Source organism: Bradyrhizobium guangdongense (genome assembly GCF_004114975.1).
In the GTDB taxonomy this organism is placed as follows: domain Bacteria; phylum Pseudomonadota; class Alphaproteobacteria; order Rhizobiales; family Xanthobacteraceae; genus Bradyrhizobium; species Bradyrhizobium guangdongense.
In genome coordinates this window covers 414,550-439,365 of the sequence record NZ_CP030051.1, presented here as the reverse complement: position 1 = coordinate 439,365, position 24,816 = coordinate 414,550, and the positions used below count along the sequence as shown (strand labels likewise).

The window sequence follows — 24,816 nt, the reverse complement described above, 5'->3', positions numbered from 1 at the left end:
CGCATGACTGAGACGGCCGATGATCTGAGCGCCCCGCTCGGACAGGACAAGCCGCGCCGGAAACGGCGGCTGCGGCTGCCGTTCACTGTCATGCAGCTGCTGGCGGTGCTGCTCGGCCTGTTCCTGGTCGGCTTTGCGGGCTTTGCCATCTTCAACAAGGACCCGCTCGGCGGCGAGCCGATCACGCGGATCGCGATCCCCGATCCGAAGGCCGCAGGTGAGAAGGCTGCCGGAGCCGCCGGCGCAGAGCACGCCCAGGAGAGCAAGCACGCGGCCAAGGAGGCGCCGAAAGAGGCCGCCGCCGGCGAGCACAAGACCGTCACCATGATCGACGGCTCGACCGGCGCGCGCCACGACGTGGTGATCGGCGCAGGCGATCCCGCCGACAAGGGCGAGGCGGCTTCCGCGCCGCCGCCCGTCATGGCTGGAATCGATCCCAAGCTGCTGGAAAAATCCCGCTACGGCATGATCCCCGTGATCTCGGGCGATCTCAAGCCGTTCAACGTCTACGCAGCCGACGCCGACCGGGCCAAGGCGGCGAAAATGCCCGTCGTGGCGATCGTGATCGGCGGCCTCGGCGTCGGCGCTGCCAAGACCACCGATGCGATCATGAAGCTGCCGGGCGCGGTGACACTGGCCTTCACGCCCTATGGCGCCGACCCCGGCAAGCTCGCCGAGCGCGCCCGCGCCCAGCGCCACGAGATCTTCCTGCAGATCCCGATGGAGCCCTACGATTTTCCGGACAACGATCCGGGTCCGCAGACGCTGCTGACCTCGCTCACCACTGACCAGAATACCGACCGCCTGTACTGGCACCTGAGCCGGATGCAGGGCTATGCCGGCATCACCAACTTCATGGGCGCGCGCTTCATTGCGACGGAGCCGGCAATGCAGCCGATCATCCGCGAGGCGGCCAAGCGCGGGCTCGGCTTCTTCGACGACGGCTCTTCGCCCCGCAGCGTCGCGTCCATGGCTGCGGCAAGCCTGTCCGTGCCGTTCGGCAAGGGCGACATCGCGCTCGACGCCGTGCCGACCCCGGCCGAGATCGACCGTGCCCTGAACAAGCTGGAATCCCTGGCCCGCGAGCGGGGCGTTGCCGTCGGCACCGCCTCCGCGCTGCCCGTCTCGATCGAGCGCATCAGTGCCTGGATCAAGACATTGAGCGACCGAGGTATCCTTTTGGTGCCATTGACATCAGCGATGCTGAAATCAAAATCCAGCTAAATCAACGAATTGGTACGCCACGGGCCTCGAGCGGCCCGATAGCGTCCCGGCAGCACGCGAGAGGGTTTGGCGGAATGGCGCGTTATGAGGATCTGCCCTACCGAACCTGCGTCGGCGTGATGCTGATCAACCCGAAAGGCCTGGTATTCATCGGTCGCCGCGCCGGCGGGATCGAGCATGTCGACGACAGCCATGTCTGGCAGATGCCGCAGGGCGGCGTCGATCCCGGCGAGGACACCTGGGAGGCGGCCAAGCGCGAACTCTATGAGGAGACCAGCGTGCGCTCGATCGAGCGGCTCGGCGAGGTGCCGGACTGGCTCACTTACGACATTCCGCGCACGGTGGCGGGACGCGCCTGGAAGGGCCGCTATCGCGGCCAGCGCCAGAAATGGTTCGCGGTGCGCTTCACCGGCAAGGACAGCGAGATCAACGTCGCCAATCCCGGCGGCGGGCACAAGGCCGAGTTCGTCAACTGGCGATGGGAGCCGATGAAGAACCTCCCCTCACTGATCATCCCTTTCAAGCGCCCAGTGTACGAGCGCGTGGTGAAGGAATTTTCCGGGCTGGCGGAGGGCTAGAACAACTTGTCAGCCCGGCTTTGGTGCTAAGGCATCGCCCGGACCGACAATGAGAGATCCCGCGTGACCAGTGCAAAGCCCTACCGCCTCAACGTGGGCATCGCCCTCTTCAATGCCGAAGGCCGCGTGCTGATCGGCCACCGCTTCAAGGGCGACGGCCCCGAGATCATCTTGCCCGGCTTCGACTGGCAGATGCCGCAGGGTGGCGTCGACGAGGGCGAGGATCTGCGCGATGCAGCGATGCGCGAGCTGTGGGAGGAGACCAACGTCGTCAACGCTGAATTCCTTGGCGAGACCGACTGGATCACTTACGAATTCCCGCCCTATGACGGACCGCAGACGCATCGGCTGGCAAAGTTTCGCGGCCAGCGCCAGAAGTGGTTCGCGCTGCGCTTCACCGGCAAGGACGACGAGATCGACCCGCTGACGCCGCGCAACGGCCAGCCCGCGGAGTTCGACGCGTGGCGCTGGGAGCGCCTCGACCGCGTGGCCGACATCGTGGTGCCGTTCCGCCGCGACGTCTACCGCGCCGTGGCGCGCGAGTTTGCGCCCTTTGCCGGCTGAAAATCGAAAACAACCCCATGCACAGTAGAGCGTGGGTTGAAATCATGAGAGAATTTCGGCGCGAGCCAATGCGCTAATTGATCGGTCCCACCGTGAACGGGCCGATCGCGATGACGTGGCAGTCGCTGTCGTGCCTGGCGCAGTCGGCGAGCGCGCCGTTGACGGCGGTCTGCTCGTCGTCGGCCTTGAGGCCAAGGCCCGGACGTCCTGCGGTGCCGACGGCGACGGCATTCCAGCCCGTGCCATCGCCGAACTTGCGGACGACGTCGTCGCGCGCATCGGCGACGATCGAGGGATGGGTCGCGGCATGGAAGAAGCCGGTCGCCCTGAGCAGCGTCGGGATCGGCACGACGAAGACGTCGTCGACCGTCACGATCATGCAGGCCGAGCCCGCGATCGCGCCGCAGGACTCCAGCGAACGCCGCATTGCCTCCTCGACCGAGCTCGCCCCCAGCACCATGAAGTACTGTCCGCCCGGACCGAGCGCGACCGCGCGCGACTTCGACGCCGGCGCGTAGATGTTCTCGACACGGGTCCTGGCCTGATCGCGCAGCATCGGAAAATCTTTCGCGGCGAACGGCCGCTCCGTCACGCCGTCGTGTCGCACCCAGGGCTGCGGCGGCATCGGCGGGCTGCCATGGCTGTAGACCACCTTGTTACCGACCGCATAGAGCTCGCAGCGCCGCGGCGATTGCGCGCCCTCTGCGCGCTTCTGGCATTGGTCGAGCGCGGCACTGCGCGCGGACTCCTCGTTCGGCTGGTTGATGGAGGCGCCGGTGAAGCCGCCGATGCTGAGAGCGAAGGCCTTGTAGTCGCCAGCGGCCGAATATTCGTTGCTGAGAAAGGAACGTTGGCGCTCGCCGATGAACGGCACCGCGTCCACCGGAAACTTGCCATTCGACGCCGCCGGCGTCGACGGGATTGGCGCCGGTGTCGCCGCAGCCATTTGGGTCGGCGCGGAAATCGGCGTCGGCACGGGAAGCGGTGCCTTCGCGGCCATTGTCGGCGTCGGGCTGGGTGACGGCACGGCAACCGGAGGCAGCGATGCCTCGACGGATTTGACCTGACCGGTCTCGAGCTTGGTGAAATAGAGGAAGCCGCCGACGCCGATCGCGACCACGGAGACGACGCCGACCACCAGCGGCCACATCCAGTGCGGCGCGGGCGCGGCCTTGACGACCTTCTTCACCTGCGGCGTCGCATAAGTCCCGTCCTCGCGCCGCATCGCCACCATGTAGGCGTGCACCGGCGTCGGGATGTTCTTCACTTCCTGCGCACCGATATCGGCGAACTGCACCGACAGCTTGTTGGCGACCTGCTCGTGCACGGCACGGGAGACGCAGATGCCGCCGACTTCCGCCAGCCCCTCGAGTCGGGCTGCGATGTTGACGCCGTCCCCCAAGAGATCGCCGTCGCGCTCGACCACGTCGCCGATGGTGATGCCGATGCGAAACGACATCTGCCGGCTCGGCGGATAGGCCATGTTGCGCGTTCGCAGGGATTCCTGGATGTCGATCGCGCAGCGCACCGCGTCGACCGCGCTTGGGAATTCCGCGAGCACCGCGTCACCGGCCGTGTTGAAGATGCGCCCGCTTGCCCGAGCGATGAAATCGTCGATAACCTCGCGATAGGAGGCCAGACGCCGCAGCGTCTCCTCCTCGTCCTCCGCGACCAGCCTCGAGTACCCGGCAATATCGGCTGCGAAGATCGCCGCGATCTTGCGTTTCATCTGTGACCCGCCCCGGAAGTTCCGCGGGCGCAGAATGCCGCTATCTCGGGCGCGGTGCAACAAAGTTTCAGCGCCCGCCACACCGGTGACGAGCGCTGAACTTGTTCAGGAATTTGGAGTTTTGGCCCCGGTGCGATGCGCCGGGGCTTAGTGCATAGCCGTGGTATTGAGCTGCTGCTGGATGCTCTTGTAGTGGTCGAGCCGTGCGATCGCATGATCGAGCTCGTCACCCTCGTGCTCTTTCAGGTTTTCTTCCATCTCCGAGATCGTCTCGGCGAACAGGGCACGGTCGAGCTCGGCCAGCGAGGTCGCGACGTCGGCGAGCACGGTCAGGCCCTTTTCGGAGACTTCGGCGAGGCCGCCGAGCACGATGATCTTCTCGTGGCGGCCGGCGGTGGTGATGGTAAGAATGCCCGGGCGGATCGCCGCCACGACCGGCGCATGACCTGCCAGCACGCCGAAGTCACCCTCGATACCGGGAATGTCGACCTGATCGACTTCGCCCGAGAAGGCGAGCTTTTCCGGAGAGACGAGATCGAAGTGGAAGGTGGCCATGGTGTACCTGCGCGTAGCGAATAGGGAATCGTGAGTGGCGAACGGAGCGGGAGCAGCGCGTTTATTCGCTGCTCCCTATTCGCCATTCGCCCTTAGGCAGCTTCCGCCGCCAGCTTCTTGCCCTTCTCGACCGCCTCTTCGATGGTGCCGACCATGTAGAAGGCAGCTTCCGGCAGGTGGTCGTACTTGCCTTCCACCAGGCCCTTGAAGCCCTTGATGGTGTCGGCGAGGTCGACGAACTTGCCGGGCGAGCCCGTGAAGATTTCGGCAACGTGGAACGGCTGCGACATGAAGCGCTCGACCTTGCGGGCGCGGGCCACGGTCAGCTTGTCCTCTTCCGAAAGCTCGTCCATGCCGAGAATGGCGATGATGTCCTGCAGCGCCTTGTAGCGCTGCAGCACCTGCTGGACCTGACGGGCGACTGCATAGTGCTCCTCGCCGACGACCAGCGGGGAGAGCATGCGCGAGGTCGAGTCGAGCGGGTCCACCGCCGGATAGATGCCCTTTTCGGCGATCGAGCGCGACAGCGTGGTGGTCGCGTCAAGATGGGCGAACGAGGTCGCGGGCGCCGGGTCGGTCAAGTCGTCGGCCGGAACGTAGATGGCCTGCACCGAGGTGATCGAGCCCTTCTGGGTGGTGGTGATGCGCTCCTGCAGCGCGCCCATGTCGGTCGCGAGCGTCGGCTGATAACCCACCGCCGAAGGAATACGACCCAAGAGCGCCGACACTTCCGAGCCGGCCTGGGTGAAGCGGAAGATGTTGTCGACGAAGAACAGCACGTCCTGGCCCTGGTCGCGGAAGTCTTCCGCGATGGTCAGACCGGTGAGCGCGACGCGGGCGCGGGCGCCGGGCGGCTCGTTCATCTGGCCGAACACCAGCGCGCACTTCGACTTCACGCTCGGATCCGGATTCTTCGGATCGGCGTTGACCTTGGACTCGATGAACTCGTGATAGAGATCGTTACCCTCGCGGGTGCGCTCGCCGACGCCGGCGAACACGGAGTAACCACCGTGCGCCTTCGCGACGTTGTTGATCAGCTCCTGAATCAGCACGGTCTTGCCGACGCCGGCGCCGCCGAACAGGCCGATCTTGCCACCCTTCGCATAGGGAGCAAGAAGATCGACGACCTTGATGCCGGTGACGAGAATTTCAGCCTCGGTGGACTGGTCGGTGTAGGTCGGCGCTTCCTGGTGGATCGCGCGCAGGCCTTCAGTCTTGACCGGACCGGCTTCGTCGATCGGCTCGCCGATGACGTTGATGATGCGGCCGAGCGTGCCCTCGCCGACGGGAACGCGGATCGGCGCGCCGGTGTCGGTCACTTCCTGGCCGCGAACCAGACCTTCGGTGGTGTCCATCGCGATGGTGCGAACCGTGGACTCGCCGAGATGCTGGGCGACTTCGAGCACCAGGCGGTTGCCGCCGTTCTTGGTCTCGAGCGAGTTGAGAATGGCCGGGAGGTGGCCTTCGAACTGCACGTCGACGACGGCGCCGATGACCTGGGTGACGCGACCGACCTGGGCTGCCATTGAATGTCTCCTTCGATCCGAACTTCTAAGCCGCGATCAGCTTGACCGCGATGTTGCGTAAGATGGGTGTCGATGCGTCTTGGTCAGACGGCCTCGGCACCCGAGATGATTTCGATCAGTTCCTTGGTGATCTGCGCCTGACGCGTGCGGTTGTAGACCAGCGTCTGCTTGCGGATCATTTCACCGGCATTGCGCGTCGCGTTGTCCATCGCGCTCATCTGCGCGCCGTAGAACGAGGCGTTGTTCTCGAGCAGCGCGCGGAAAATCTGGACCGCAAGGTTGCGCGGCAGAAGACGGGTGAGGATCTCGTCCTCTTCCGGCTCGTATTCGTAGGACGTCGTGCTCACGGCAGCGCCCTCCTCGACAACCAGCGGAATGATCTGCTGGGCGGTCGGGATCTGCGCGATCACGGACTTGAAGCGCGAATAGAACAACGTGCAGACGTCGAACTCACCGGCGTCGAACCGCGCCAGCACCTTCTTGGCGATGTCCTCGGCGTTGACGAAGCCGAGCTGACGCACGCTGCGCAGGTCGAGATGCTCGACGATCTGCTTGTCGAACTGGCGGCGGAGCTGCTCGTAGCCCTTGCGGCCGACGCAGAAGAATTTCACTTCCTTGCCCTGGTTCATCAGGGCCAGAGCGCGCTCGCGGGCGAGGCGCACGATCGACGAGTTGAAGGCGCCCGACAGGCCGCGCTCGCCGGTGCAGACCAGCAGCAGGTGAACCTGATCGCGGCCGGTGCCGGCCAGCAGCGCCGGCGCGCCGGGCGAACCGGCGGCGGCGCTGGCGATGTTGGAGATCACCGCGCTCATCTTGTCGGCGTAGGGACGCGCAGCTTCCGCGGCGGTCTGCGCGCGGCGCAGCTTCGAGGCCGCGACCATCTGCATGGCCTTGGTGATCTTTTGCGTCGCCTTGGTGGAGGCGATGCGGACGCGCATGTCTTTAAGTGACGCCATTCTTCGTTCACCCCGGCGGTCTGACCTCTTGGATCAAGCCGCTAGCCTATCCCAGTCGTCATGCCCGGGCTCGTCCCGGGCATCCACGTGCCGCCTCACACGCCGATAGACGTGGATGGCCGGGACAAGCCCGGCCATGACGGTTCTTTACTTACGCGAAGCTCTTCGCGAAACCTTCGACCACCGACTTCAGCTTGGCAGCGGTGTCGTCGGAGAGATCGCGGCTGTCGCGGATCGCGTTGAGGATGTCGACGTGCTTGCCGCGCAAGAGCGAGAGCAGGCCGTCCTCGAACGCGCGCACCTTGTTGAGCGGCAGCGGATCGAGATAGCCGTTGGTGCCGGCCCAGATCACGCAGACCTGCTCTTCCATCTTCAGCGGCGAGAACTGCGGCTGCTTCAGGAGCTCGGTCAGGCGCGAACCGCGGTTGAGCAGGCGCTGGGTCGAGGCATCGAGGTCGGAGCCGAACTGCGCGAACGCGGCCATTTCGCGATACTGCGCGAGCTCGCCCTTGATCTTGCCGGCGACCTTCTTGGTGGCCTTGGTCTGCGCCGACGAACCCACGCGCGACACCGACAGACCGACGTTCACCGCGGGACGGATGCCCTGGAAGAACAGGTCGGTTTCCAGGAAGATCTGGCCGTCGGTGATCGAGATGACGTTGGTCGGGATGTAGGCCGACACGTCGTTGGCCTGGGTTTCGATGACCGGCAGCGCCGTCAGCGAGCCCGAGCCCTGGTCCTTGTTGAGCTTCGCCGCGCGCTCGAGCAAGCGGGAGTGCAGGTAGAACACGTCGCCGGGATAGGCTTCGCGGCCCGGCGGGCGGCGCAGCAGCAGCGACATCTGGCGGTAGGCGACGGCCTGCTTGGAAAGGTCGTCATAGATGATGACCGCGTGCATGCCGTTGTCGCGGAAATACTCGCCCATGGTGCAGCCGGTGAAGGGCGCGATGTACTGCATCGGCGCCGGATCCGAGGCGGTGGCGGCGACGACGATCGAGTATTCGAGCGCGCCCTGCTCTTCCAGCACCTTCACGAACTGGGCGACGGTGGAACGCTTCTGGCCGACCGCGACGTAGACGCAGTACAGCTTGATGTTCTCGTCCGGCTGCGCGTTCAGCGGCTTCTGGTTGAGGATGGTGTCGAGCGCGATCGCGGTCTTGCCGGTCTGGCGGTCGCCGATGATCAGCTCGCGCTGACCGCGGCCGATCGGGATCAGGGCGTCGATCGCCTTGAGGCCGGTCGCCATCGGCTCGTTCACCGACTTGCGCGGAATGATGCCGGGCGCCTTGACGTCGACGCGCATGCGCTTCTCGGCCTGGATCGGACCCTTGCCGTCGATCGGATTGCCGAGCGCGTCGACGACGCGGCCGAGCAGGCCCTTGCCGACAGGCGCGTCCACGATGGCGCGGGTGCGCTTGACGGTCTGGCCTTCCTTGATCTCGCGGTCGGCGCCGAAAATAACGACACCGACGTTGTCGGTTTCGAGGTTCAGCGCCATGCCGCGGGTGCCGTTCTCGAACTCGACCATTTCACCGGCCTGGACGTTGTCCAGACCGTAGACGCGGGCGATACCGTCGCCGACGGACAGCACCTGTCCGACTTCGGAGACTTCAGCTTCCTGGCCGAAATTCTTGATCTGGTCCTTGAGGATCGCGGAAATTTCCGCGGCGCGGATGTCCATCAGCCTGCCTCTTTCATCGCGTGCTTGATCGAATTGAGTTTGGTGCGAAGCGAACTATCCACCATGCGGCTGCCAAGCTTCACGACGAGGCCGCCGATGATCGAGGGATCAATCTTCACGTTGAGCGCGACGTCCTTGCCGGTCACCGACTTCAGGGCAACCTTGAGGGCATCGAGATTCTTGTCCGACAGCGCTTCCGCCACCGTCACATCCGCGGTCGCCTCGCCCTTGAACCTGGCAACGAGGGCGCGATAGGCGCGGATGACGTCAGCCACCGCGAACAGGCGGCGGTTGGCGGTCAGCACCTTCAGGAAATTAGCGGAGATGCCCGCGATACCGGCCTTGTCCAGCACGGCCCCGAGGGCCTTGGACTGGGCGTCGGCCGCAAAGACCGGGCTGCGGACGAGGCGCTTCAGATCGACGCTCTCGTTCAGCAGAGCCTCGAACTTGTCGAGGTCGGCCTTGACCTCGTCGACCACTTTCTGGTCGCGGGCCAGTTCAAACAAGGCCGTTGCATAACGGCCCGACACACCTGAAACGGACGTATCTTCTGCAGCCACAGACGCGCTCTTTGTGCTGTCAAATTCGCAAGGGAAAAACCGTCGCCACAACGCGGCGCCTAGCGATCCAAGCCCTTGGAATTCAAGCGGGACTTCGATTTTCGACCGGCACGGGAAGTGCCGGGCTCGTTAAAATCGCGGCTTTGCTAACATAGCAGGCGCGCAGGTGCAACATGACGCCAAATTAAAGGCACGACCTTCTGTCGCCAGTTCGTCGCACTTTGCGACAGCTTCGCAGCGATCGACGCAGCGACCTTCCATGTCACGGAACCGCCGCGAGTGTTACCGGCAGGTCGACGCCCATTCGTTCCCGCCCTCAGCGCATGGCGGCTATGAACACGCCTCGCTGAGCCGTGACCGGCTCCGCCCGCCGAATACTTACCGAATTCTAAACGCCGGCAGCTATGACTTCGATCTACAGTATTCGTAAGTAATACTGTGGTTAAAGATTCGTTAAAGCGAAATATTACGGAACATCCGCCGATTATCGATTCCGGTCACAAGATATTTCAGCGGGACACATACCGGATTTACTGCCCAATTCATGCCTCATTGGGAATCGAAACGCCAACCCGCTCACAAACTGATGGGGGCTCCACTAGCCACATATGTGGCAATACTATCGTAGGGACCACTAAATGCTGTCTTTGAAGACGCTGGGCACCGTGACCCGGCCGCGTACGGCGATCGCTTTCGTCGCTGCAACTCTCGTCATCGGTGGAACTGCCACCGAAGCTTCCGCCAAATCGAGGCATCACCGGTACTCTCACCATCATCACCGCCATCAAGCCCAGGACGATTCCAACGCGACCTTCGGTTGGCGCAACGCCAATGCGTCGATGACGCCGTCGCAGGGCACGGGCCGGACCTTCTCCGGCATGGCTTCGTATTACGGCAACGAGTCCGGCAGCCGCACCGCCTCGGGTGCGCGCTTCAACCAGAACGCCCTCACCGCCGCGCACCGCTCCCTGCCGTTCGGCACCAAGCTGCGCGTCACCCATGGCGGCCAGAGCGTCATCGTCACCATCAATGACCGTGGCCCGTTCGTGCGCGGCCGCGTGCTCGACCTCTCCACCGGCGCTGCCCGCGCCATCGGCCTCACCGGTGCCGGCGTCGGCCGCGTCACCGCGGAAGTCGTCTCCTAACGGCGTTTCGCGCGCCTGATCTCACACGCGCAGTTTCCATCGGTTTGATGCGCGCGTGAAACAAGCCCGTGGTCTTGGGGGACCACGGGCTTTTTTGTTTGGCCAGCGCCCTCAATGTCCGTCATTCCGGGGCGCGCATAGCATGAGCCCGGAATCCATCAGGCGGCAGAGTTTGGGGGATGAATGGATTCCGGGTTCATGCTTCGCATGCCCCGGAATGACGGAGAGCTACAAAAAGCTCTGCGGATCGACGTCCACTTCCAGCTTCTGGTTGCCTGATGGCTTCGGGCACACCGCCAGCCAGTTGCGCAGATAATCCGACAGATCAAAACCTCGCGCCGATTTCACCAGGATGCGGAAGCGGTAACGGCCCTTGATCACGGCGAGCGGGGCTTCCGCGGGACCCAGCACCACCACGCGCTCGTCGCGCGGCGCCAATGCAACGAGCTTGCGGCCGAGGCCCTCGGCGCTCGGACGATCGCCGGCAGAGATGATCAGGCTCGCGAGCCGGCCGAACGGCGGATAGAGCGTTCTCTCGCGCAGATCGATCTCGCTGTCGTAGAAGGCCTCGCGGTCGCAGGCGATCAGAGCCTTCATCACGGGGTGATCGGGCTGATGCGTCTGCAGATAGCCGACGCCGCGGCCCTGCTCGCGGCCGGCGCGGCCGATCACCTGGTTGAGCAATTGCCAGGTGCGTTCCGCCGCGCGCGGATCGCCGTTGCTAAGGCCGAGATCCGCATCGACCACGCCGACGAGATTCAGCCGCGGGAAATTGTGGCCCTTGGCGACGAGCTGCGTGCCGATGATGATGTCGACGCGGCCTTCCGCGATCTCGGCGAGCTCGCTGCGCATCGTCTCGATCGAGGTGATGAGATCGCTCGACAGCACCATGGTGCGCGCTTCAGGGAAGAGCGCGGCCGCCTCCTCCTGCAAGCGCTCGACGCCGGGGCCGACCGCGACCAGCGATTCCTCCGCCGCGCAATGCGGACAGGTGGGCGGCCGCGGCATCGAAAAACCGCAGTGATGGCAGACCAGGCGCTGGCGGAAACGATGATCGACCAGCAAGGCGTCGCAGATGGTGCAGGCGAAGCGATGGCCGCAGGCACGGCACAAGGTCAGCGGCGCATAGCCGCGGCGGTTGAGAAACAGCAGCGCCTGCTCGCGCTTTTCGATCGCCCCCCTGATCTCGCCGGCCAGCCGCGGCGAGATATAGCGGCCGCGCGCCGGCGGCTCGCGACGCAGATCGATCGCCTCGATATGCGGCATGTGCTGGCCGCCGAAGCGCGAGGGCAGCGCGACGCGCTGATAGCGGTTCTTGCGCGCATTGACTTCGGACTCGACCGATGGCGTGGCGGAGGCCAGCACGATCGGGATTTTTGCGATATGCGCGCGCACCACCGCCATGTCGCGGGCATGATAATGCACGCCCTCGTCCTGCTTGTAGGCCTGGTCGTGCTCTTCATCGACGACGATGAGGCCGAGATCGGCATAGGGCAGAAACAGCGCCGAGCGCGCGCCGACCACGACCGGCGCGGTGCCTTCCGAGATTGCGGCCCAGTTGCGCGCGCGGGTGCGCGGCGTGAGCTCGGAATGCCACTCGATCGGGCGCACGCCAAAACGCTGCGCGAAGCGATCCAGGAACTGGCCGGTCAGCGCGATCTCCGGCATCAGGATCAACGCCTGTTTGCCGCGGCGGACGGTCTCCGCCACCGCCTCGAAATAGACCTCGGTCTTGCCGGAGCCGGTGACGCCGTCGAGCAGCGCGACGTGGAAGGTGCCGTTGGCCGCGAGCGCGCGCATCGCATCGACGCCGGCTCGCTGCAGCGGCGAGAAATCCGGGCGGCCGAACTCCGGATCGGGGCGCGGTGGCGGAGGCGGCGGCGGCATCGGCTCGACCGTCAGCGTGCCTTCGTCGACGAGGCCGTCGATCACGCCGGCCGAGACGCCGGCCTCCTTGGCCGCTTCGGACTTGGCGTGCAGCAGCCGGTCCGACAGCACCTCGATGACGCGCTGCCGCGCCGGTGTCAGCCGCCGCGGCGGGTCGCCGGTCAGGCGAACGCCCGCGCGGACACGCTCGGGGCCGAGGTTCTCGCCCATCCGCAGGCACATGCGCAGCACCATGCCGCGCGGGCTCAGCGTGTAATTGGCGACCCAGTCGACCACCTGGCGCAGCTCGCCCTTCAGCGGAGAAATATCGAGCTTCTCGCTGACCTCCTTCAGGCGGTTGTGCAGGCGCGGATCGGGATTGGCGTTTTCCCGCCAGACCACGGCGAGCACCTCGCGCGCGCCCAGCGGCACGCCGACGAGATCGCCCGCCTTCAGCTCCATGCCGCGGGGCACCTTGTAGGAATAGGTCTGGTCGAGCGCGACCGGCACCAGCACGTCGACCATGCCGGTCGCATTGGTGGAGGCGGCGTTGCTGCGCGACGTGTGATCCATGAGCGGAGAATCGGAACCTTGCGGGACTGAAGGCTAGCGCGCCGTCGGCACCTTAGCGAACAGTAAACCTGTGGGATGCGATATACTGTGCGGAATCATTCCGTCCAGAGCGCATGAGCAAAGCCGCCGCCCCCACAATCGAGCTCGCCAGCGCCGATCCCTCGATCGCGCAGGAGATGGCGCGCTGGCTGTCGCATCTCGGCGCCGAGCGGCGGCTGTCGCCGAAGACGCTGGAAGCCTATGGCCGCGACTTGCGGCAATGCCTGGACTTCCTCAGCAATCATTGGGGCGAGCGCGTCACGTTGGAGCGCTTCGCTGCGCTCGAAGCCACCGACGTGCGCGCCTTCATGGCGGTGCGCCGCGCCGACGAGATTGCCGGCCGCTCCTTGATGCGCGCGCTCGCCGGCCTGCGCTCGTTCGGCCGCTTCCTCGAGCGCGAAGGCAAGGGCAAGGTGGGCGCGCTCTCCGCGATCCGTGCGCCCAAGGTGGCAAAGAGCCTGCCGAAGCCGTTGCCGATGGCGTCGGCCAAACGTCTCGCGGACGCCGACGAGCGCGCCGGCGAGGAACGCGAGACCTGGATCCTCGTCCGCGACGCCGCCGTGATGGCGCTGCTCTATGGCTCGGGCCTGCGCATCTCCGAGGCGCTCGGCCTGAAGCGCCGCGAGGTGCCGAAATCAGGCGAAGGCGACGTGCTCGTCGTCACAGGCAAGGGCAACAAGACCCGCATGGTGCCAGTGCTGCAAAACGTGCTGGCGCTGATCGACGAATATGTCGCGATGTGCCCGCATGCGCTCCCCGCCGATGGGCCGATCTTCGTCGGCGCGCGCGGCGGACCCTTGAGCCCGCGCATCATCCAGCTGGCGATGGAGCGGCTGCGCGGCGCGCTGGGGCTGCCCGACAGCGCCACGCCGCACGCGTTGCGGCACTCCTTCGCAACGCATCTCTTGTCGCGCGGCGGCGACCTGCGCGCGATCCAGGAATTGCTCGGCCATTCCTCGCTCTCGACCACGCAAGTGTATACCGGCATCGATTCCGAGCGATTGCTGGAGGTCTATGCCAGCGCGCATCCAAGGCGCTGAAGGGGACGCTGATTCCTGACATCAAGCTGTCATAGCGTGCTTGTCCGCGCGCATGCCTCTTGCGCGGGCCGCGCGGTTCGGTCAATCGTTGCGGAACCGAGACAGGAGGGATTCATGAGCGCACACGAAAGCATGGAGCACGCCGAGCATGCCGAGCACGCATCGGGCGAGAACAAGAAGATCGCCCTTCTGATCGCGGTGCTGGCGCTGTTTCTGGCGATCTCGGAAACGCTCGGCAAGGGTGCGCAGACCGAATCGATCAGCAAGAACGTCGAGGCCGCCAATCTCTGGGCCTTCTTCCAGGCCAAGAGCGTCCGCCGCACCGTGGTGCAGACCGCCGCCGAGCAGGGCAAGCTGACACTGGGTGCTGCCTCTGACGACGCCATGAAGGCGGCCGTGCAGAAGCAGATCGACGACTGGACCAAGACCGCACAGCGCTACCGCTCGGAGCCCGAGACCGGCGAAGGCACCGAGCAGCTCGCGGAGAAGGCCAAGCACGCCGAACACGAGCGTGACGAGGCGACCGCGAAATATCATCACTTCGAGCTCGCGTCGGCCGCCTTCCAGATCGGCATCGTGCTGGCGTCGGCCACCATCATCACCGGCATGATCGCGCTCGCCTATGTCGGCGGGCTGCTGACCCTCGCCGGCATCGTCATGACCGCGCTCGGCCTGTGGTGGCCGCATCTGCTGCATTTGCATTGAGGCGACGAGCCGCTACGCGTACCGCTGTCACGCCCCGGCTTGACCGGGGCATCCAGTACGCCGCGGCGTCCCGGTTCAATCACAATCGTCTCTGGAATACTGGATTGCCCGCTTTCGCGGGCAATGACAGCGAGTATATGGCGAGGACAGCGCGCAAGCAGCCGGCAGCTCACCGCGCCTCGTGCACGCTCTTGCGGAAGCGCTGGATCAAGCGGAACGTGCGCGAGGACCAGCCCTCGCGATTGCCTTTGATCAGCTCGCGGATGCGGCGCTTGACCGGCTCGACCAGCGCGGTCGCCTTGGCGCGAAGCCTCAAGACCAGCTCATAGAGCCACTCGAACCAGTGCATCTCCAGGAGCTTGTCGCGCGTGACGTCGAACACGAAGGCGGTGACGCCGACGCCGAGCATCTTGGCGAACAGGATCGTGAAGACGGCGCTGGTCCAGTATTCGTGCGTAAGCAGCCACAGGCCGACCAGCTTGAGCGGAAACAGCGGGATGATCGGAACGGCGAAGACGATCAGCGTCATCGCCGGCGAGAGTGCATCGACGCGGTCCGACAGCCACGCCTTGAACCGGGCAAGCGGGATCAGTGCGACGACCTTGGCAACGAGCGGCTCGAGATGGTCCCACAGCCAGGCTTCGATCAGGAAGATGATCGCCAGCAGGACCCAGACCGGTTGAAGAAGGCGGCGCAGCATGTGATGTCCCGCCCGATTCGGCTCTGGGCACGAACCTACATATGGATGGCCCGCCTGCCGACTGCAAGCGCGGCTTCCTTGACGGCCTCCGAGCGGGTCGGATGCGCGTGGCAAGTGCGGGCGAGATCTTCCGCGCTGCCGCCGAACTCCATGAGAACGCAGGCCTCGTGGATCATTTCGCCGGCTTCGCGGCCGATGATGTGAACACCGAGCACGCGATCGGTCTTCGCATCTGCGAGAATCTTCACGAAGCCGTCGGTCGTCTGGTTGACCTTGGAGCGGCCGTTGGCGGTAAAGGGAAACTTCCCGACGGTATAAGCCACGCCCGCCTGTTTCAGCTCCTCCTCGGTCTTGCCGACGGAGGACACTTCCGGCGTGGTATACACGACGCCCGGGATCACGTCGTAATTCACGTGGCCGGCCTGACCGGCGATGATCTCCGCAACCGCAACGCCCTCGTCCTCGGCCTTGTGCGCGAGCATCGGGCCGGCGACGACGTCGCCGATGGCATAGACGCCCTTCAGGCTGGTGGCGAAATGCGGGTCGATCTGCACGCGGCCGCGCGCGTCGAGCGCGACGCCGGCTTCCTTCAGGCCGAGCCCATCCGTGTACGGCACGCGGCCGATGCAGACGAGCACGACGTCGGCCTCGAGCGTCTCGGCCGCGCCGCCGGCGGCGGGCTCGATCGTCGCCTTCAGCGTCTTGCCCGAAGTGTCGACCGCGGTGACCTTGGCCCCCAGCTTGAACGCAAAGCCCTGCTTCTCGAGGATGCGCTGGAATTGCTTTGCAATTTCGCCGTCCATGCCGGGCAGGATGCGATCGAGGAATTCGACCACGACGACTTCGGCACCTAAGCGATGCCAGACCGAGCCGAGCTCGAGGCCGATCACGCCGGCGCCGACGATCAGCAGTTTGCCGGGGACCTTGTCCAGCGACAGCGCACCGGTCGAGGAGACGATGCGCTTCTCGTCGATCTCGATGCCCTTGAGGCGGGCGATATCGGAGCCGGTGGCGATCACGATGTTCTTGGTCTCGATCACCTGCGACTTGCCGTCGGCGGAGACCTCGACCTTGCCGGTGCCAAGGATCTTGCCGGTGCCCTTGAGCACGTCGACCTTGTTCTTCTTCATCAGGAACTCGACGCCCTTGACGTTGCCGTCGATGCCCTGCTGCTTGAAGTTCATCATGACAGGCAGATCGAGCTTCGGCGCGGACACCGACACGCCCATCTTGGCGAAGGAATGCGTGGCTTCCTCGAACATCTCGGAGGCGTGCAGCAGCGCCTTCGAGGGCATGCAGCCGACGTTGAGGCAGGTGCCGCCGAGGGTTGCGTTCTTTTCGACCACGGCGACCTTCATGCCGAGCTGGCTGGCGCGCACCGCGCAGACATAACCGCCAGGTCCGGTGCCGATGACGACGAGATCGTAGGTAGCCATGAGAGAAAGTCCCGTAAGGTTTAGCGTGATGAGGTGTCAGCGTCCACGCGGCGCGTCAGCGTCCGCCGGACACATCGAGAATGGCTGAGGTGACGTAGGAGGCCTCGTCCGACATCAGCCAGACGATGGCATTGGCGATTTCGTCCGCGGTGCCGACGCGCTTCATCGGCACCAGATGAGCCAGCCGATGATGCCGGTCGGGCTCGCCGCCGGCGGCGTGGATGTCGGTGTCGATCAGGCCGGGACGGATCGCGGCGACGCGGATACCTTCGGCTGCGACTTCATAGCCGAGCCCGATGGTGAAGGAATCCACCGCGCCCTTGGACGCGGCATAGTCGACATAGGTGTTGGGCGCGCCGAGCTTGGCGGCGACCGACGACAAATTGACGATGACGCCACCCTTGCCGCCGTGCTTGGTCGACATCCGCTTCACCGCTTCGCGCGCGCACAGGATGGAGCCGGTGACGTTGACCGCCAGCACGCGCTGGATCCGTTCGGCCGACATCTCGTCGACGCGCACGCCGCTTTGGCCGACGATGCCGCCATTGTTGACGAGAGCGCCGAGCGTGCCGAACTTGTCGGCTTCCCTGAACAGATTGAGGATGTCGGCTTCCTCGGCGACATCGCATTTCACCGCGATCGCCTTGCCGTTGCTGGCTGCAATCTGCGCAACGACCTCGTCGGCGGCCTTCTTGTTGCTGGCATAGCCGACCACAACGCGATAGCCGCGCGCGGCCGCCGCAATCGCGGTCGCCCGTCCGATGCCGCGGCTGCCGCCGGTGATGACAACGACGTTATCCGTCACGTCAGCCTCCATGGTTCGACACGCGCCGCCGCTGATATCGCGACGGCGCTCGCAGAGCGTCAGGAATCAGAGATCGAGCACCAGGCGCGCCGGATCTTCCAGGCTCTCCTTGACGCGAACCAGGAAGGTGACGGCTTCCTTGCCGTCGATCACGCGGTGATCGTAGGACAGCGCCAGATACATCATCGGGCGGACCTCGATCTTGCCGCCGACGACCATCGGGCGCTCCTGGATCTTGTGCATGCCGAGGATGCCCGATTGCGGCGCGTTCAGGATCGGGGTCGACATCAGCGAGCCGTAGATGCCGCCATTGGTGATGGTGAAGGTGCCGCCCTGCATCTCGTCGATCTTGAGCTGGCCGTCACGGGCGCGGCGGCCGAAATCGGCGATGCTCTTCTCGATGTCGGAGATCGACTTGTGGTCGCAGTCGCGCACCACGGGCACGACGAGGCCCTTGTCGGTGCCGACGGCGACGCCGATGTGGTAATAGTTCTTGTAGATCAGATCGCTGCCGTCGATCTCGGCGTTGACGGCCGGGATGTCCTTCAGCGCCTGCACGACGGCCTTGGTGAAGAAGCCCATGAAGCCGAGCTTGGCGCCGTGCTTCTTCTCGAACGCATCCTTGTAGTGGGCACGCAGCGCCATCACGTTGGTCATGTCGACCTCGTTGAAGGTCGTCAGCATCGCCGCGGTGTTCTGCACGTCCTTGAGGCGGCGCGCGATGGTCTGGCGCAGCCGGGTCATCTTGACGCGCTCTTCGCGGGCGGCGTCATCGGCCGGCGATAGCGCGCGAACCTGCACGGCAGCAGCGGGCTGGTTGACCGGGGTCGGCGCGGAGGCCGCACGCTCGATCGCAGCGAGCATGTCGCCCTTGGTGACGCGGCCGTCCTTGCCCGAGCCCGGAACGGTCGACGCGTCGACGCCGGTCTCGGCCGAAAGCTTGCGCACGGACGGCGCGAGCGGGGCGTCGGCCGGCGGCGCCTTCGCGGCAGCCGGAGCAGCCGCGGCGGGAGCCGGAGCAGCAGCGGGCTTGGCGGGCGCGGCCGCAGGCTTCGCGGCGCCGGCACCGTCGGTGATCTGGCCAAGCAGCGCACCGACCGCAACGGTCGCGCCATCGGCGGCGATGATCTCGCTCAGCGTGCCCGCGGAGGGCGCCGGGACTTCGATGGTGACCTTGTCGGTCTCGAGCTCCACCAAGGGCTCGTCGACGGCGACGGGATCGCCGGCCTTCTTGAACCAGCGGCCGATGGTGGCCTCGGTGACGGATTCGCCGAGCGTCGGCACACGAATTTCAGTCATGGTCTTTTCCTCAAGGAGATCGCTTGTGCGGTCTTGAATTCAGATGTCATCGCCCGCCCCGGTGCGGAATCGCGCACAGGGCGGGGTATGACGAGGTCCTAAAAAAACTTCAGCTCAATGCTTCGTCCAGGAACGCCTTCAGCTGCGCCTGATGCTTGGACATCAGACCCGTGGCTGTCGCGGCGGAAGCGGCGCGGCCGACATAACGCGGACGCCGGCTCGCGCCGTTCACCTGGTTCAGCACCCATTCCAGATAGGGCTCGATGAAGTGCCAGGCGCCCATGTTACGCGGCTCTTCCTGGCACCAGATCACTTCGGCCTTCTTGAAGCGGGACAGCTCGGTCACCAGTGCCTTCAGCGGCACCGGATAGAGCTGCTCGACGCGCATCAAATAGATGTCGTCGATGCCGCGCTTCTCGCGCTCCTCGTAGAGGTCGTAATAGACCTTGCCGGAGCAGAGCACGATGCGGCGGATCTTGTCGTCCGGGACAAGCTTGATGGCCTCGTCCGGCAGCATCTGGGCGTCATCATAGAGGATGCGGTGGAAGGTCGTGCCCTTCGCCAGCTCTTCCAGACGCGACACCGCCCGCTTGTGACGCAGCAGCGATTTCGGCGTCATCATGATCAGGGGTTTGCGGATCTCGCGATGCAGCTGCCGGCGCAGCACGTGGAAGTAGTTCGCCGGCGTGGTCGGATAGACCACCTGCATGTTGTCTTCCGCGCACATCTGCAGGTAACGCTCGAGGCGCGCCGAGGAGTGCTCCGGTCCCTGGCCTTCATAGCCGTGCGGCAACAGGCAGACGAGACCGGACATGCGCAGCCATTTGCGCTCGCCCGAGGAGATGAACTGGTCGAACACGACCTGTGCACCGTTGGCGAAGTCGCCGAACTGGGCCTCCCAGAGGGTCAGCGTGTTCGGCTCGGCGAGCGAGTAGCCGTATTCGAAGCCGAGCACCGCTTCTTCCGACAGCAGCGAGTTGATGACCTCGTAATGGCCCTGCTCGTTGCCGAGATGGTTGAACGGCGTGTAGCGGCTCTCGTCTTCCTGGTCGATCAGCACCGAGTGGCGCTGCGAGAAGGTGCCGCGCTCCGAATCCTGTCCGGACAGGCGGACATGGTGGCCTTCCCCGAGCAGCGTGCAGAAGGCCAGCGCTTCGCCGGTCGCCCAGTCGATACCGTTGCCGCTGTCGATCGCCTTGGCGCGGTTATCGAGGAAACGCTGAATGGTGCGGTGAACGCGGAAACCATCCGGCACCTTGGTGATCTTGCGGCCGATGTCCTTCAGGAGCGGCAGGTCGACGCCGGTGACGCCGCGGCGCGCATCCTCTTCCTGGTCGGCGATCTTGAAGCCCGCCCATTTGCCGTCGAGCCAGTCGGCCTTGTTCGGCTTGTAGGAGGTGCCGGCCTCGAACTCGGCATCGAGCCGGGCGCGCCAATCGGCCTTCAGCTTGTCGACCTCCCCCTCGGTGACCACGCCTTCGGCGACCAGGCGCTTGGCGTAGAGCGTGAGGGTCGAGGGATGGGCGGCGATCCGCTTGTACATCACCGGCTGGGTGAATGCCGGTTCGTCGCCCTCGTTGTGGCCGTAGCGGCGATAGCACCACATGTCGATGACGACAGGCTTGTGGAACTTCTGCCGGAATTCGGTCGCGACCTTGGCGGCAAACACGACGGCTTCCGGATCGTCGCCGTTCACGTGGAAGATCGGCGCGTCGATCATCTTCGCCACGTCGGACGGATAGGGCGAAGAGCGCGAGTAACGAGGATAGGTGGTGAAGCCGATCTGGTTGTTGACGATGAAGTGCACGGAGCCGCCGGTGCGGTAGCCCTTCAGGTCCGACAGGCCGAAGCATTCTGCAACCACGCCCTGACCGGCAAACGCGGCGTCGCCGTGCATCAGAAGCGGCATCACGGAGATGCGCATGTCAGGCGGATCGCCGTGCTGGTCCTGCTTGGCGCGGACCTTGCCGAGCACCACGGGATCGACGATCTCGAGATGCGAGGGGTTGGCGGTCAGCGACAGATGGATGCGGTTGCCGTCGAACTCGCGGTCCGAGGAGGCGCCGAGGTGATACTTGACGTCGCCCGAGCCTTCGACCGCGTCGGGATTGGCCGAGCCGCCCTTGAACTCGTGGAACAGCGCGCGGTGCGCCTTGCCCATCACCTGCGTCAGCACGTTGAGGCGGCCGCGATGCGGCATGCCCAGCACGATTTCCTTCACGCCGAGATTGCCGCCGCGCTTGATGATCTGCTCGAGCGCGGGGATCAGGGCTTCACCGCCGTCGAGGCCGAAGCGCTTGGTGCCGGTGAACTTGGTGTCGCAGAACTTTTCGAAGCCCTCGGCCTCGACCAGCTTCATCAGGATGGCGCGCCGGCCTTCGCGGGTGAACGAGATTTCCTTGTCCGGCCCCTCGATGCGCTCCTGGATCCAGGCCTTCTGAGCGGCATTGCTGATATGCATGAACTCGACGCCGAGCGTCTGGCAATAGGTGCGCTCGCAGATCGCGGTGATCTCGCGCAACGTGCCGTATTCGAGCCCGAGCACGTGATCGAGGAAGATCTTGCGATCGAAATCGGCTTCCGTGAAGCCGTAGGTGCGCGGATCAAGCTCTTCGCGGTTGCGCTGGGCCTCGATGCCGAGCGGATCGAGCTTGGCGTGGAAGTGGCCGCGCATGCGGTAGGAGCGGATCAGCATCAGCGCGCGGACGGAATCGCGCGTCGCCTGGAGCAAGTCGGCGGAGGAGAGCGCAGCACCCTTGGCTTGTGCCTTGGCGGCGATCTTGCCGCCGACCGTCTTCTCGACTTCGGCCCAGTTGCCGTCGAGCGCGGAGGTCAGGTCGTCCTGCGGCGTCAACGGCCAGTTATCCCGCTCCCAGGACGGGCCTTCCGCGTTCTTGCTGATGTCAGCAGGGGCGTCGTTCAGGCTCTTGAAAAACTCCTGCCACTCGGCGTCGACCGAGGAGGGGTCCTTCTGGTAGCGGGCGTAGATTTCGTCGATGTAGGTGGCGTTGGTGCCCTGCAAGAATGATGACAGGGCAAAGGCTGCGTTCGCGTCCTGGCGAGACATACTGGGTTCCTGGCGATTTCGGTTCGCGCATAACAAACGGCGCTGGCGCCGAGCTCCCCCGACAAGGGCTCGACGCGACAGGCACCCTTTACCCTATTTGCTGCGAAACTTCGCCCGGAAAAGTACGAAGAAGTGAATTAGCCTTTCAACTTTTCGGCAAGCGTATGGCCGAGGCGGGCGGGCGACGGGGACACTGTAATCCCTGCCGATTTCATCGCCTCGGTCTTGGAACCGGCATCGCCCTTGCCGCCCGAGATGATCGCGCCGGCATGGCCCATGCGGCGGCCGGGAGGTGCGGTGACGCCAGCGATGAAGCCGACCATCGGCTTCTTGCGGCCGCGCTTGGCCTCGTCCTTGAGGAACTGGGCGGCGTCCTCCTCGGCGGAACCGCCGATCTCGCCGATCATGATGATGGATTCAGTCTTGGGGTCGGCCAGCAGCATTTCCAGGACGTCGATGAACTCGGTGCCCTTGACGGGATCGCCGCCGATGCCGACCGCGGTGGTCTGGCCGAGGCCCTCCTGCGAGGTCTGGAACACGGCTTCATAGGTCAGCGTGCCAGAGCGGGAGACGATGCCGACGGAGCCGGTCTTGAAGATGTTGGCTGGCATGATGCCGATCTTGCACTCGCCGGCAGTCATGACGCCCGGGCAGTTCGGCCCGATCAGACGCGACTTGGAGCCGATCAGCGAGCGCTTCACGCGCACCATGTCGATGACCGGAATGCCTTCGGTGATGCAGACGATCAGCGGGATCTCGGCGTCGATGGCTTCGCAGATCGCATCCGCCGCGCCCGGCGGCGGCACGTAGATCACCGAGGCATCGGCACCGGTCCTCTCGCGCGCCTCGCGCACGGTGTCGAACACCGGCAGGTTCAGATGGGTCGAGCCGCCTTTGCCGGGCGAAGTGCCGCCGACCATCTTGGTGCCGTAAGCAATCGCAGCCTCGGAATGGAAGGTGCCGTTCTTGCCGGTGAAGCCCTGGCAGATGACCTTGGTGTTCTTGTCGATCAGGATGGACATGAGGTCTGCTTTCGCGAAACTAACGGAGTGAGAGGTCAGTGGATGCGGCGATAGACGCCGGTGAGCACGTCGGCCCAGCCTTCCGCATCCGGCGAGAACTGGATCTTCAACGAGTAGGAATCGGCGTCGATGATCTCGTAGACGTGGCGCGCATTGCCGCGGAGCGAGCCGCGCACCAGCGTCAGGGTCTTGCCGACCCAGCCGCCGGAGGCGGGCGAGGGCGGCGTGTAACCGAGCGAATCGTACCAGAACAATTTGTAGGTCCGGTCGTCGCGGTCGAAGGTGAAGATGCCGTGGGTGGCGAAGCTCTGCTTGCCCTCGCGCACCTGGACCGTGTCCTGGATCAGATAGAATCCATTGAGATCCATGCGCGCGACCACATGCGAGGTGGCAGGCCCCCCTTCCGTCCAGCGCGACGGAAAGACCGTCTCTTCACCATTCCATTCGCCGGCGAACGCGGCGAGACGCGCATGCTCTGCAAGTGGAGATGATGCGGAGAGATGGTCCTGGGCCATGGCCTTAGCCTCCCTTGACGGCCTTCACGATCTTCTGCGCGGCGTCGTCGAGATTGTCGGCGGGCACCACGTTCAAGCCGGATTCACGGATGATCTTCTTGCCGAGTTCGACATTGGTGCCTTCGAGGCGAACCACCAGCGGCACGCTGAGGCCGACCTCGCGCACGGCGGCCGTGACGCCCTCGGCGATCACGTCGCACTTCATGATGCCGCCGAAGATGTTGACCAGGATCCCCTTCACGTTGGGATCGGCGGTAATGATCTTGAACGCTGCGGCGACTTTCTCCTTGCTGGCGCTGCCGCCGACGTCGAGGAAGTTCGCCGGCGCCATGCCGTAGAGCTTGATGATGTCCATCGTCGCCATGGCGAGGCCGGCGCCGTTGACCATGCAGCCGATGTTGCCGTCGAGGGTGACGTAGTTGAGGTCGTATTTCGACGCTTCGATTTCCTTGGCGTCTTCCTCGGTCTCGTCGCGCAGCGCGACCACTTCGGGATGACGGAACAGCGCGTTGTCGTCGAACGACACCTTGGCGTCGAGCACGCGGAGCTGGCCCTGCTTGGTCACGACCAGCGGGTTGATCTCCAGCATCGACATGTCCTTGGCGACGAAGGCCGCATAGAGCTGCGCGGTGAGCTTCTCGGCCTGCTTGGCGAGATCACCGGAGAGCTTCAGCGCCTTGGCGACGGTACGGCCGTGATGGCCCATGATTCCGGTGGCGGGATCGACCGAGAAGGTCGCGATCTTCTCGGGCGTGTTGTGCGCGACGTCCTCGATGTTGACGCCGCCTTCGGTCGAGACGACGAAGGAAACGCGCGAGGTCTCGCGGTCGACCAGGATCGAGAGATAGAATTCCTTGTCGATGTCGGAGCCGTCCTCGATGTAGAGGCGGTTGACCTGCTTGCCGGCGGGGCCGGTCTGGACGGTCACCAGCGTCGCGCCCAGCATTTGCTTGGCGAATTCGGCAACCTCAGCGGTCGACTTGGCGATGCGGACGCCGCCCTTGTCGCCGGCCGAGGCTTCCTTGAACGTGCCCTTGCCGCGGCCGCCGGCGTGGATCTGGCTCTTCACCACATAGACCGGACCGGGCAGCGCCTTGGCAGCGGCTTCCGCGTCGCTCGCTTGAAGGACCGGAACGCCCTTGGAGATCGGCACACCGAACTCACCCAGCAGCGCCTTGGCCTGATATTCATGGATATTCATATGGTCGCTCCCTGAACCCGCGGGCGGTGA

At 65.0% G+C, this 24,816-nt stretch carries 21 protein-coding genes; 6 read left to right on the top strand and 15 right to left on the bottom strand.

Features of this window, described 5'->3' with window-relative positions; genetic code table 11:
• Positions 1-3: 3 nt before the first annotated feature.
• The 3 genes from X265_RS02085 (at position 4) to X265_RS02075 (ending at position 2,366) form a co-directional block, all read left to right on the top strand.
• Entirely contained in the window at positions 4-1,224 is a 1,221-nt protein-coding gene (locus tag X265_RS02085) for a divergent polysaccharide deacetylase family protein (protein ID WP_128963416.1), read from the top strand.
• 74 nt (positions 1,225-1,298) lie between these two features.
• A complete protein-coding gene (locus X265_RS02080; RefSeq protein WP_128963415.1) occupies positions 1,299-1,802 on the top strand; it encodes an RNA pyrophosphohydrolase in 504 nt (167 codons plus the stop codon).
• Between the two features lie 63 nt (positions 1,803-1,865).
• The gene (locus X265_RS02075; RefSeq protein WP_128963414.1) at positions 1,866-2,366 is read left to right on the top strand and encodes an RNA pyrophosphohydrolase; all 501 of its coding nucleotides are present in this window, start codon (positions 1,866-1,868) and stop codon (positions 2,364-2,366) included.
• 73 nt (positions 2,367-2,439) lie between these two features.
• On the opposite strand, the gene X265_RS02070 is transcribed toward X265_RS02075, so the two are convergent.
• The 6 genes from X265_RS02070 to X265_RS02045 all read right to left on the bottom strand — a co-directional run bounded on the left by X265_RS02070 (position 2,440) and on the right by X265_RS02045 (position 9,373).
• Complete coding sequence (locus tag X265_RS02070; protein ID WP_128963413.1) at positions 2,440-4,095, bottom strand: adenylate/guanylate cyclase domain-containing protein; 1,656 nt, start codon at positions 4,093-4,095, stop codon at positions 2,440-2,442.
• A gap of 147 nt (positions 4,096-4,242) precedes the next feature.
• Positions 4,243-4,650 (bottom strand): F0F1 ATP synthase subunit epsilon, encoded by a 408-nt coding sequence (locus tag X265_RS02065; RefSeq protein ID WP_128963412.1) that lies wholly within the window; start codon positions 4,648-4,650, stop codon positions 4,243-4,245.
• Between the two features lie 92 nt (positions 4,651-4,742).
• Complete coding sequence (atpD, locus tag X265_RS02060) at positions 4,743-6,176, bottom strand: F0F1 ATP synthase subunit beta (RefSeq protein WP_027561880.1); 1,434 nt, start codon at positions 6,174-6,176, stop codon at positions 4,743-4,745.
• Positions 6,177-6,259: 83 nt separating this feature from the next.
• The gene (locus X265_RS02055) at positions 6,260-7,132 is read right to left on the bottom strand and encodes a F0F1 ATP synthase subunit gamma (protein WP_128963411.1); all 873 of its coding nucleotides are present in this window, start codon (positions 7,130-7,132) and stop codon (positions 6,260-6,262) included.
• A 151-nt stretch (positions 7,133-7,283) separates the two neighbouring features.
• Positions 7,284-8,813: a F0F1 ATP synthase subunit alpha gene (atpA, locus tag X265_RS02050; RefSeq protein ID WP_128963410.1), complete on the bottom strand. Its 1,530-nt coding sequence runs from the start codon at positions 8,811-8,813 to the stop codon at positions 7,284-7,286.
• Complete coding sequence (locus tag X265_RS02045) at positions 8,813-9,373, bottom strand: F0F1 ATP synthase subunit delta (RefSeq protein ID WP_128963409.1); 561 nt, start codon at positions 9,371-9,373, stop codon at positions 8,813-8,815. The genes atpA and X265_RS02045 overlap by 1 nt, the downstream gene beginning before the upstream one ends.
• A 638-nt stretch (positions 9,374-10,011) precedes the next feature.
• Between X265_RS02045 and X265_RS02040 the strand changes: the two genes are divergently transcribed.
• The gene (locus X265_RS02040) at positions 10,012-10,518 is read left to right on the top strand and encodes a septal ring lytic transglycosylase RlpA family protein (protein ID WP_128963408.1); all 507 of its coding nucleotides are present in this window, start codon (positions 10,012-10,014) and stop codon (positions 10,516-10,518) included.
• A gap of 228 nt (positions 10,519-10,746) precedes the next feature.
• Here X265_RS02040 and X265_RS02035 read toward each other — a convergent pair whose 3' ends face one another.
• On the bottom strand, positions 10,747-12,957 hold the full coding sequence (locus X265_RS02035; RefSeq protein WP_128963407.1) for a primosomal protein N': 2,211 nt from the start codon (positions 12,955-12,957) through the stop codon (positions 10,747-10,749).
• A 113-nt stretch (positions 12,958-13,070) separates the two neighbouring features.
• Between X265_RS02035 and X265_RS02030 the strand changes: the two genes are divergently transcribed.
• Together X265_RS02030 and X265_RS02025 are read left to right on the top strand one after the other, a co-directional pair.
• Positions 13,071-14,036, top strand: coding sequence for a tyrosine recombinase XerC (locus X265_RS02030; RefSeq protein ID WP_128963406.1), 966 nt, complete (start codon positions 13,071-13,073; stop codon positions 14,034-14,036).
• A gap of 114 nt (positions 14,037-14,150) precedes the next feature.
• Positions 14,151-14,741 (top strand): DUF4337 domain-containing protein, encoded by a 591-nt coding sequence (locus X265_RS02025; protein WP_128963405.1) that lies wholly within the window; start codon positions 14,151-14,153, stop codon positions 14,739-14,741.
• 169 nt (positions 14,742-14,910) lie between these two features.
• On the opposite strand, the gene X265_RS02020 is transcribed toward X265_RS02025, so the two are convergent.
• The 8 genes from X265_RS02020 to sucC all read right to left on the bottom strand — a co-directional run bounded on the left by X265_RS02020 (position 14,911) and on the right by sucC (position 24,786).
• Complete coding sequence (locus X265_RS02020) at positions 14,911-15,441, bottom strand: hypothetical protein (protein WP_128963404.1); 531 nt, start codon at positions 15,439-15,441, stop codon at positions 14,911-14,913.
• 35 nt (positions 15,442-15,476) lie between these two features.
• Entirely contained in the window at positions 15,477-16,877 is a 1,401-nt protein-coding gene (gene lpdA, locus X265_RS02015) for a dihydrolipoyl dehydrogenase (RefSeq protein ID WP_128963403.1), read from the bottom strand.
• Between the two features lie 55 nt (positions 16,878-16,932).
• Positions 16,933-17,694, bottom strand: a complete 762-nt coding sequence (locus X265_RS02010) for an SDR family oxidoreductase (protein WP_128963402.1) — start codon at positions 17,692-17,694, stop codon at positions 16,933-16,935.
• Positions 17,695-17,748: 54 nt separating this feature from the next.
• The gene (gene odhB / locus X265_RS02005; protein ID WP_128963401.1) at positions 17,749-18,981 is read right to left on the bottom strand and encodes a 2-oxoglutarate dehydrogenase complex dihydrolipoyllysine-residue succinyltransferase; all 1,233 of its coding nucleotides are present in this window, start codon (positions 18,979-18,981) and stop codon (positions 17,749-17,751) included.
• A 109-nt stretch (positions 18,982-19,090) separates the two neighbouring features.
• The gene (locus X265_RS02000; RefSeq protein ID WP_128963400.1) at positions 19,091-22,048 is read right to left on the bottom strand and encodes a 2-oxoglutarate dehydrogenase E1 component; all 2,958 of its coding nucleotides are present in this window, start codon (positions 22,046-22,048) and stop codon (positions 19,091-19,093) included.
• A gap of 137 nt (positions 22,049-22,185) precedes the next feature.
• Positions 22,186-23,070, bottom strand: coding sequence for a succinate--CoA ligase subunit alpha (sucD, locus tag X265_RS01995; protein WP_128963399.1), 885 nt, complete (start codon positions 23,068-23,070; stop codon positions 22,186-22,188).
• A gap of 35 nt (positions 23,071-23,105) precedes the next feature.
• Positions 23,106-23,585 (bottom strand): DUF1579 family protein, encoded by a 480-nt coding sequence (locus tag X265_RS01990; RefSeq protein ID WP_128963398.1) that lies wholly within the window; start codon positions 23,583-23,585, stop codon positions 23,106-23,108.
• A gap of 4 nt (positions 23,586-23,589) precedes the next feature.
• Positions 23,590-24,786 (bottom strand): ADP-forming succinate--CoA ligase subunit beta, encoded by a 1,197-nt coding sequence (sucC, locus tag X265_RS01985; protein ID WP_128963397.1) that lies wholly within the window; start codon positions 24,784-24,786, stop codon positions 23,590-23,592.
• Positions 24,787-24,816: the final 30 nt, after the last annotated feature.

Coding starts and splice junctions, on each gene's coding strand:
- atpA (WP_128963410.1), bottom strand. CDS start 8,813: ATGGACATCCGCGCCGCGGAAATTTCCGCGATCCTCAAGGACCAGATC.
- sucD (WP_128963399.1), bottom strand. CDS start 23,070: ATGTCCATCCTGATCGACAAGAACACCAAGGTCATCTGCCAGGGCTTC.
- sucC (WP_128963397.1), bottom strand. CDS start 24,786: ATGAATATCCATGAATATCAGGCCAAGGCGCTGCTGGGTGAGTTCGGT.
- X265_RS02055 (WP_128963411.1), bottom strand. CDS start 7,132: ATGGCGTCACTTAAAGACATGCGCGTCCGCATCGCCTCCACCAAGGCG.
- lpdA (WP_128963403.1), bottom strand. CDS start 16,877: ATGGCTACCTACGATCTCGTCGTCATCGGCACCGGACCTGGCGGTTAT.
- X265_RS02040 (WP_128963408.1), top strand. CDS start 10,012: ATGCTGTCTTTGAAGACGCTGGGCACCGTGACCCGGCCGCGTACGGCG.
- X265_RS02065 (WP_128963412.1), bottom strand. CDS start 4,650: ATGGCCACCTTCCACTTCGATCTCGTCTCTCCGGAAAAGCTCGCCTTC.
- X265_RS01990 (WP_128963398.1), bottom strand. CDS start 23,585: ATGGCCCAGGACCATCTCTCCGCATCATCTCCACTTGCAGAGCATGCG.
- X265_RS02085 (WP_128963416.1), top strand. CDS start 4: ATGACTGAGACGGCCGATGATCTGAGCGCCCCGCTCGGACAGGACAAG.
- X265_RS02030 (WP_128963406.1), top strand. CDS start 13,071: ATGAGCAAAGCCGCCGCCCCCACAATCGAGCTCGCCAGCGCCGATCCC.
- X265_RS02080 (WP_128963415.1), top strand. CDS start 1,299: ATGGCGCGTTATGAGGATCTGCCCTACCGAACCTGCGTCGGCGTGATG.
- X265_RS02010 (WP_128963402.1), bottom strand. CDS start 17,694: ATGGAGGCTGACGTGACGGATAACGTCGTTGTCATCACCGGCGGCAGC.
- X265_RS02025 (WP_128963405.1), top strand. CDS start 14,151: ATGAGCGCACACGAAAGCATGGAGCACGCCGAGCATGCCGAGCACGCA.
- X265_RS02000 (WP_128963400.1), bottom strand. CDS start 22,048: ATGTCTCGCCAGGACGCGAACGCAGCCTTTGCCCTGTCATCATTCTTG.
- atpD (WP_027561880.1), bottom strand. CDS start 6,176: ATGGCAGCCCAGGTCGGTCGCGTCACCCAGGTCATCGGCGCCGTCGTC.
- X265_RS02070 (WP_128963413.1), bottom strand. CDS start 4,095: ATGAAACGCAAGATCGCGGCGATCTTCGCAGCCGATATTGCCGGGTAC.
- X265_RS02020 (WP_128963404.1), bottom strand. CDS start 15,441: ATGCTGCGCCGCCTTCTTCAACCGGTCTGGGTCCTGCTGGCGATCATC.
- X265_RS02035 (WP_128963407.1), bottom strand. CDS start 12,957: ATGGATCACACGTCGCGCAGCAACGCCGCCTCCACCAATGCGACCGGC.
- odhB (WP_128963401.1), bottom strand. CDS start 18,981: ATGACTGAAATTCGTGTGCCGACGCTCGGCGAATCCGTCACCGAGGCC.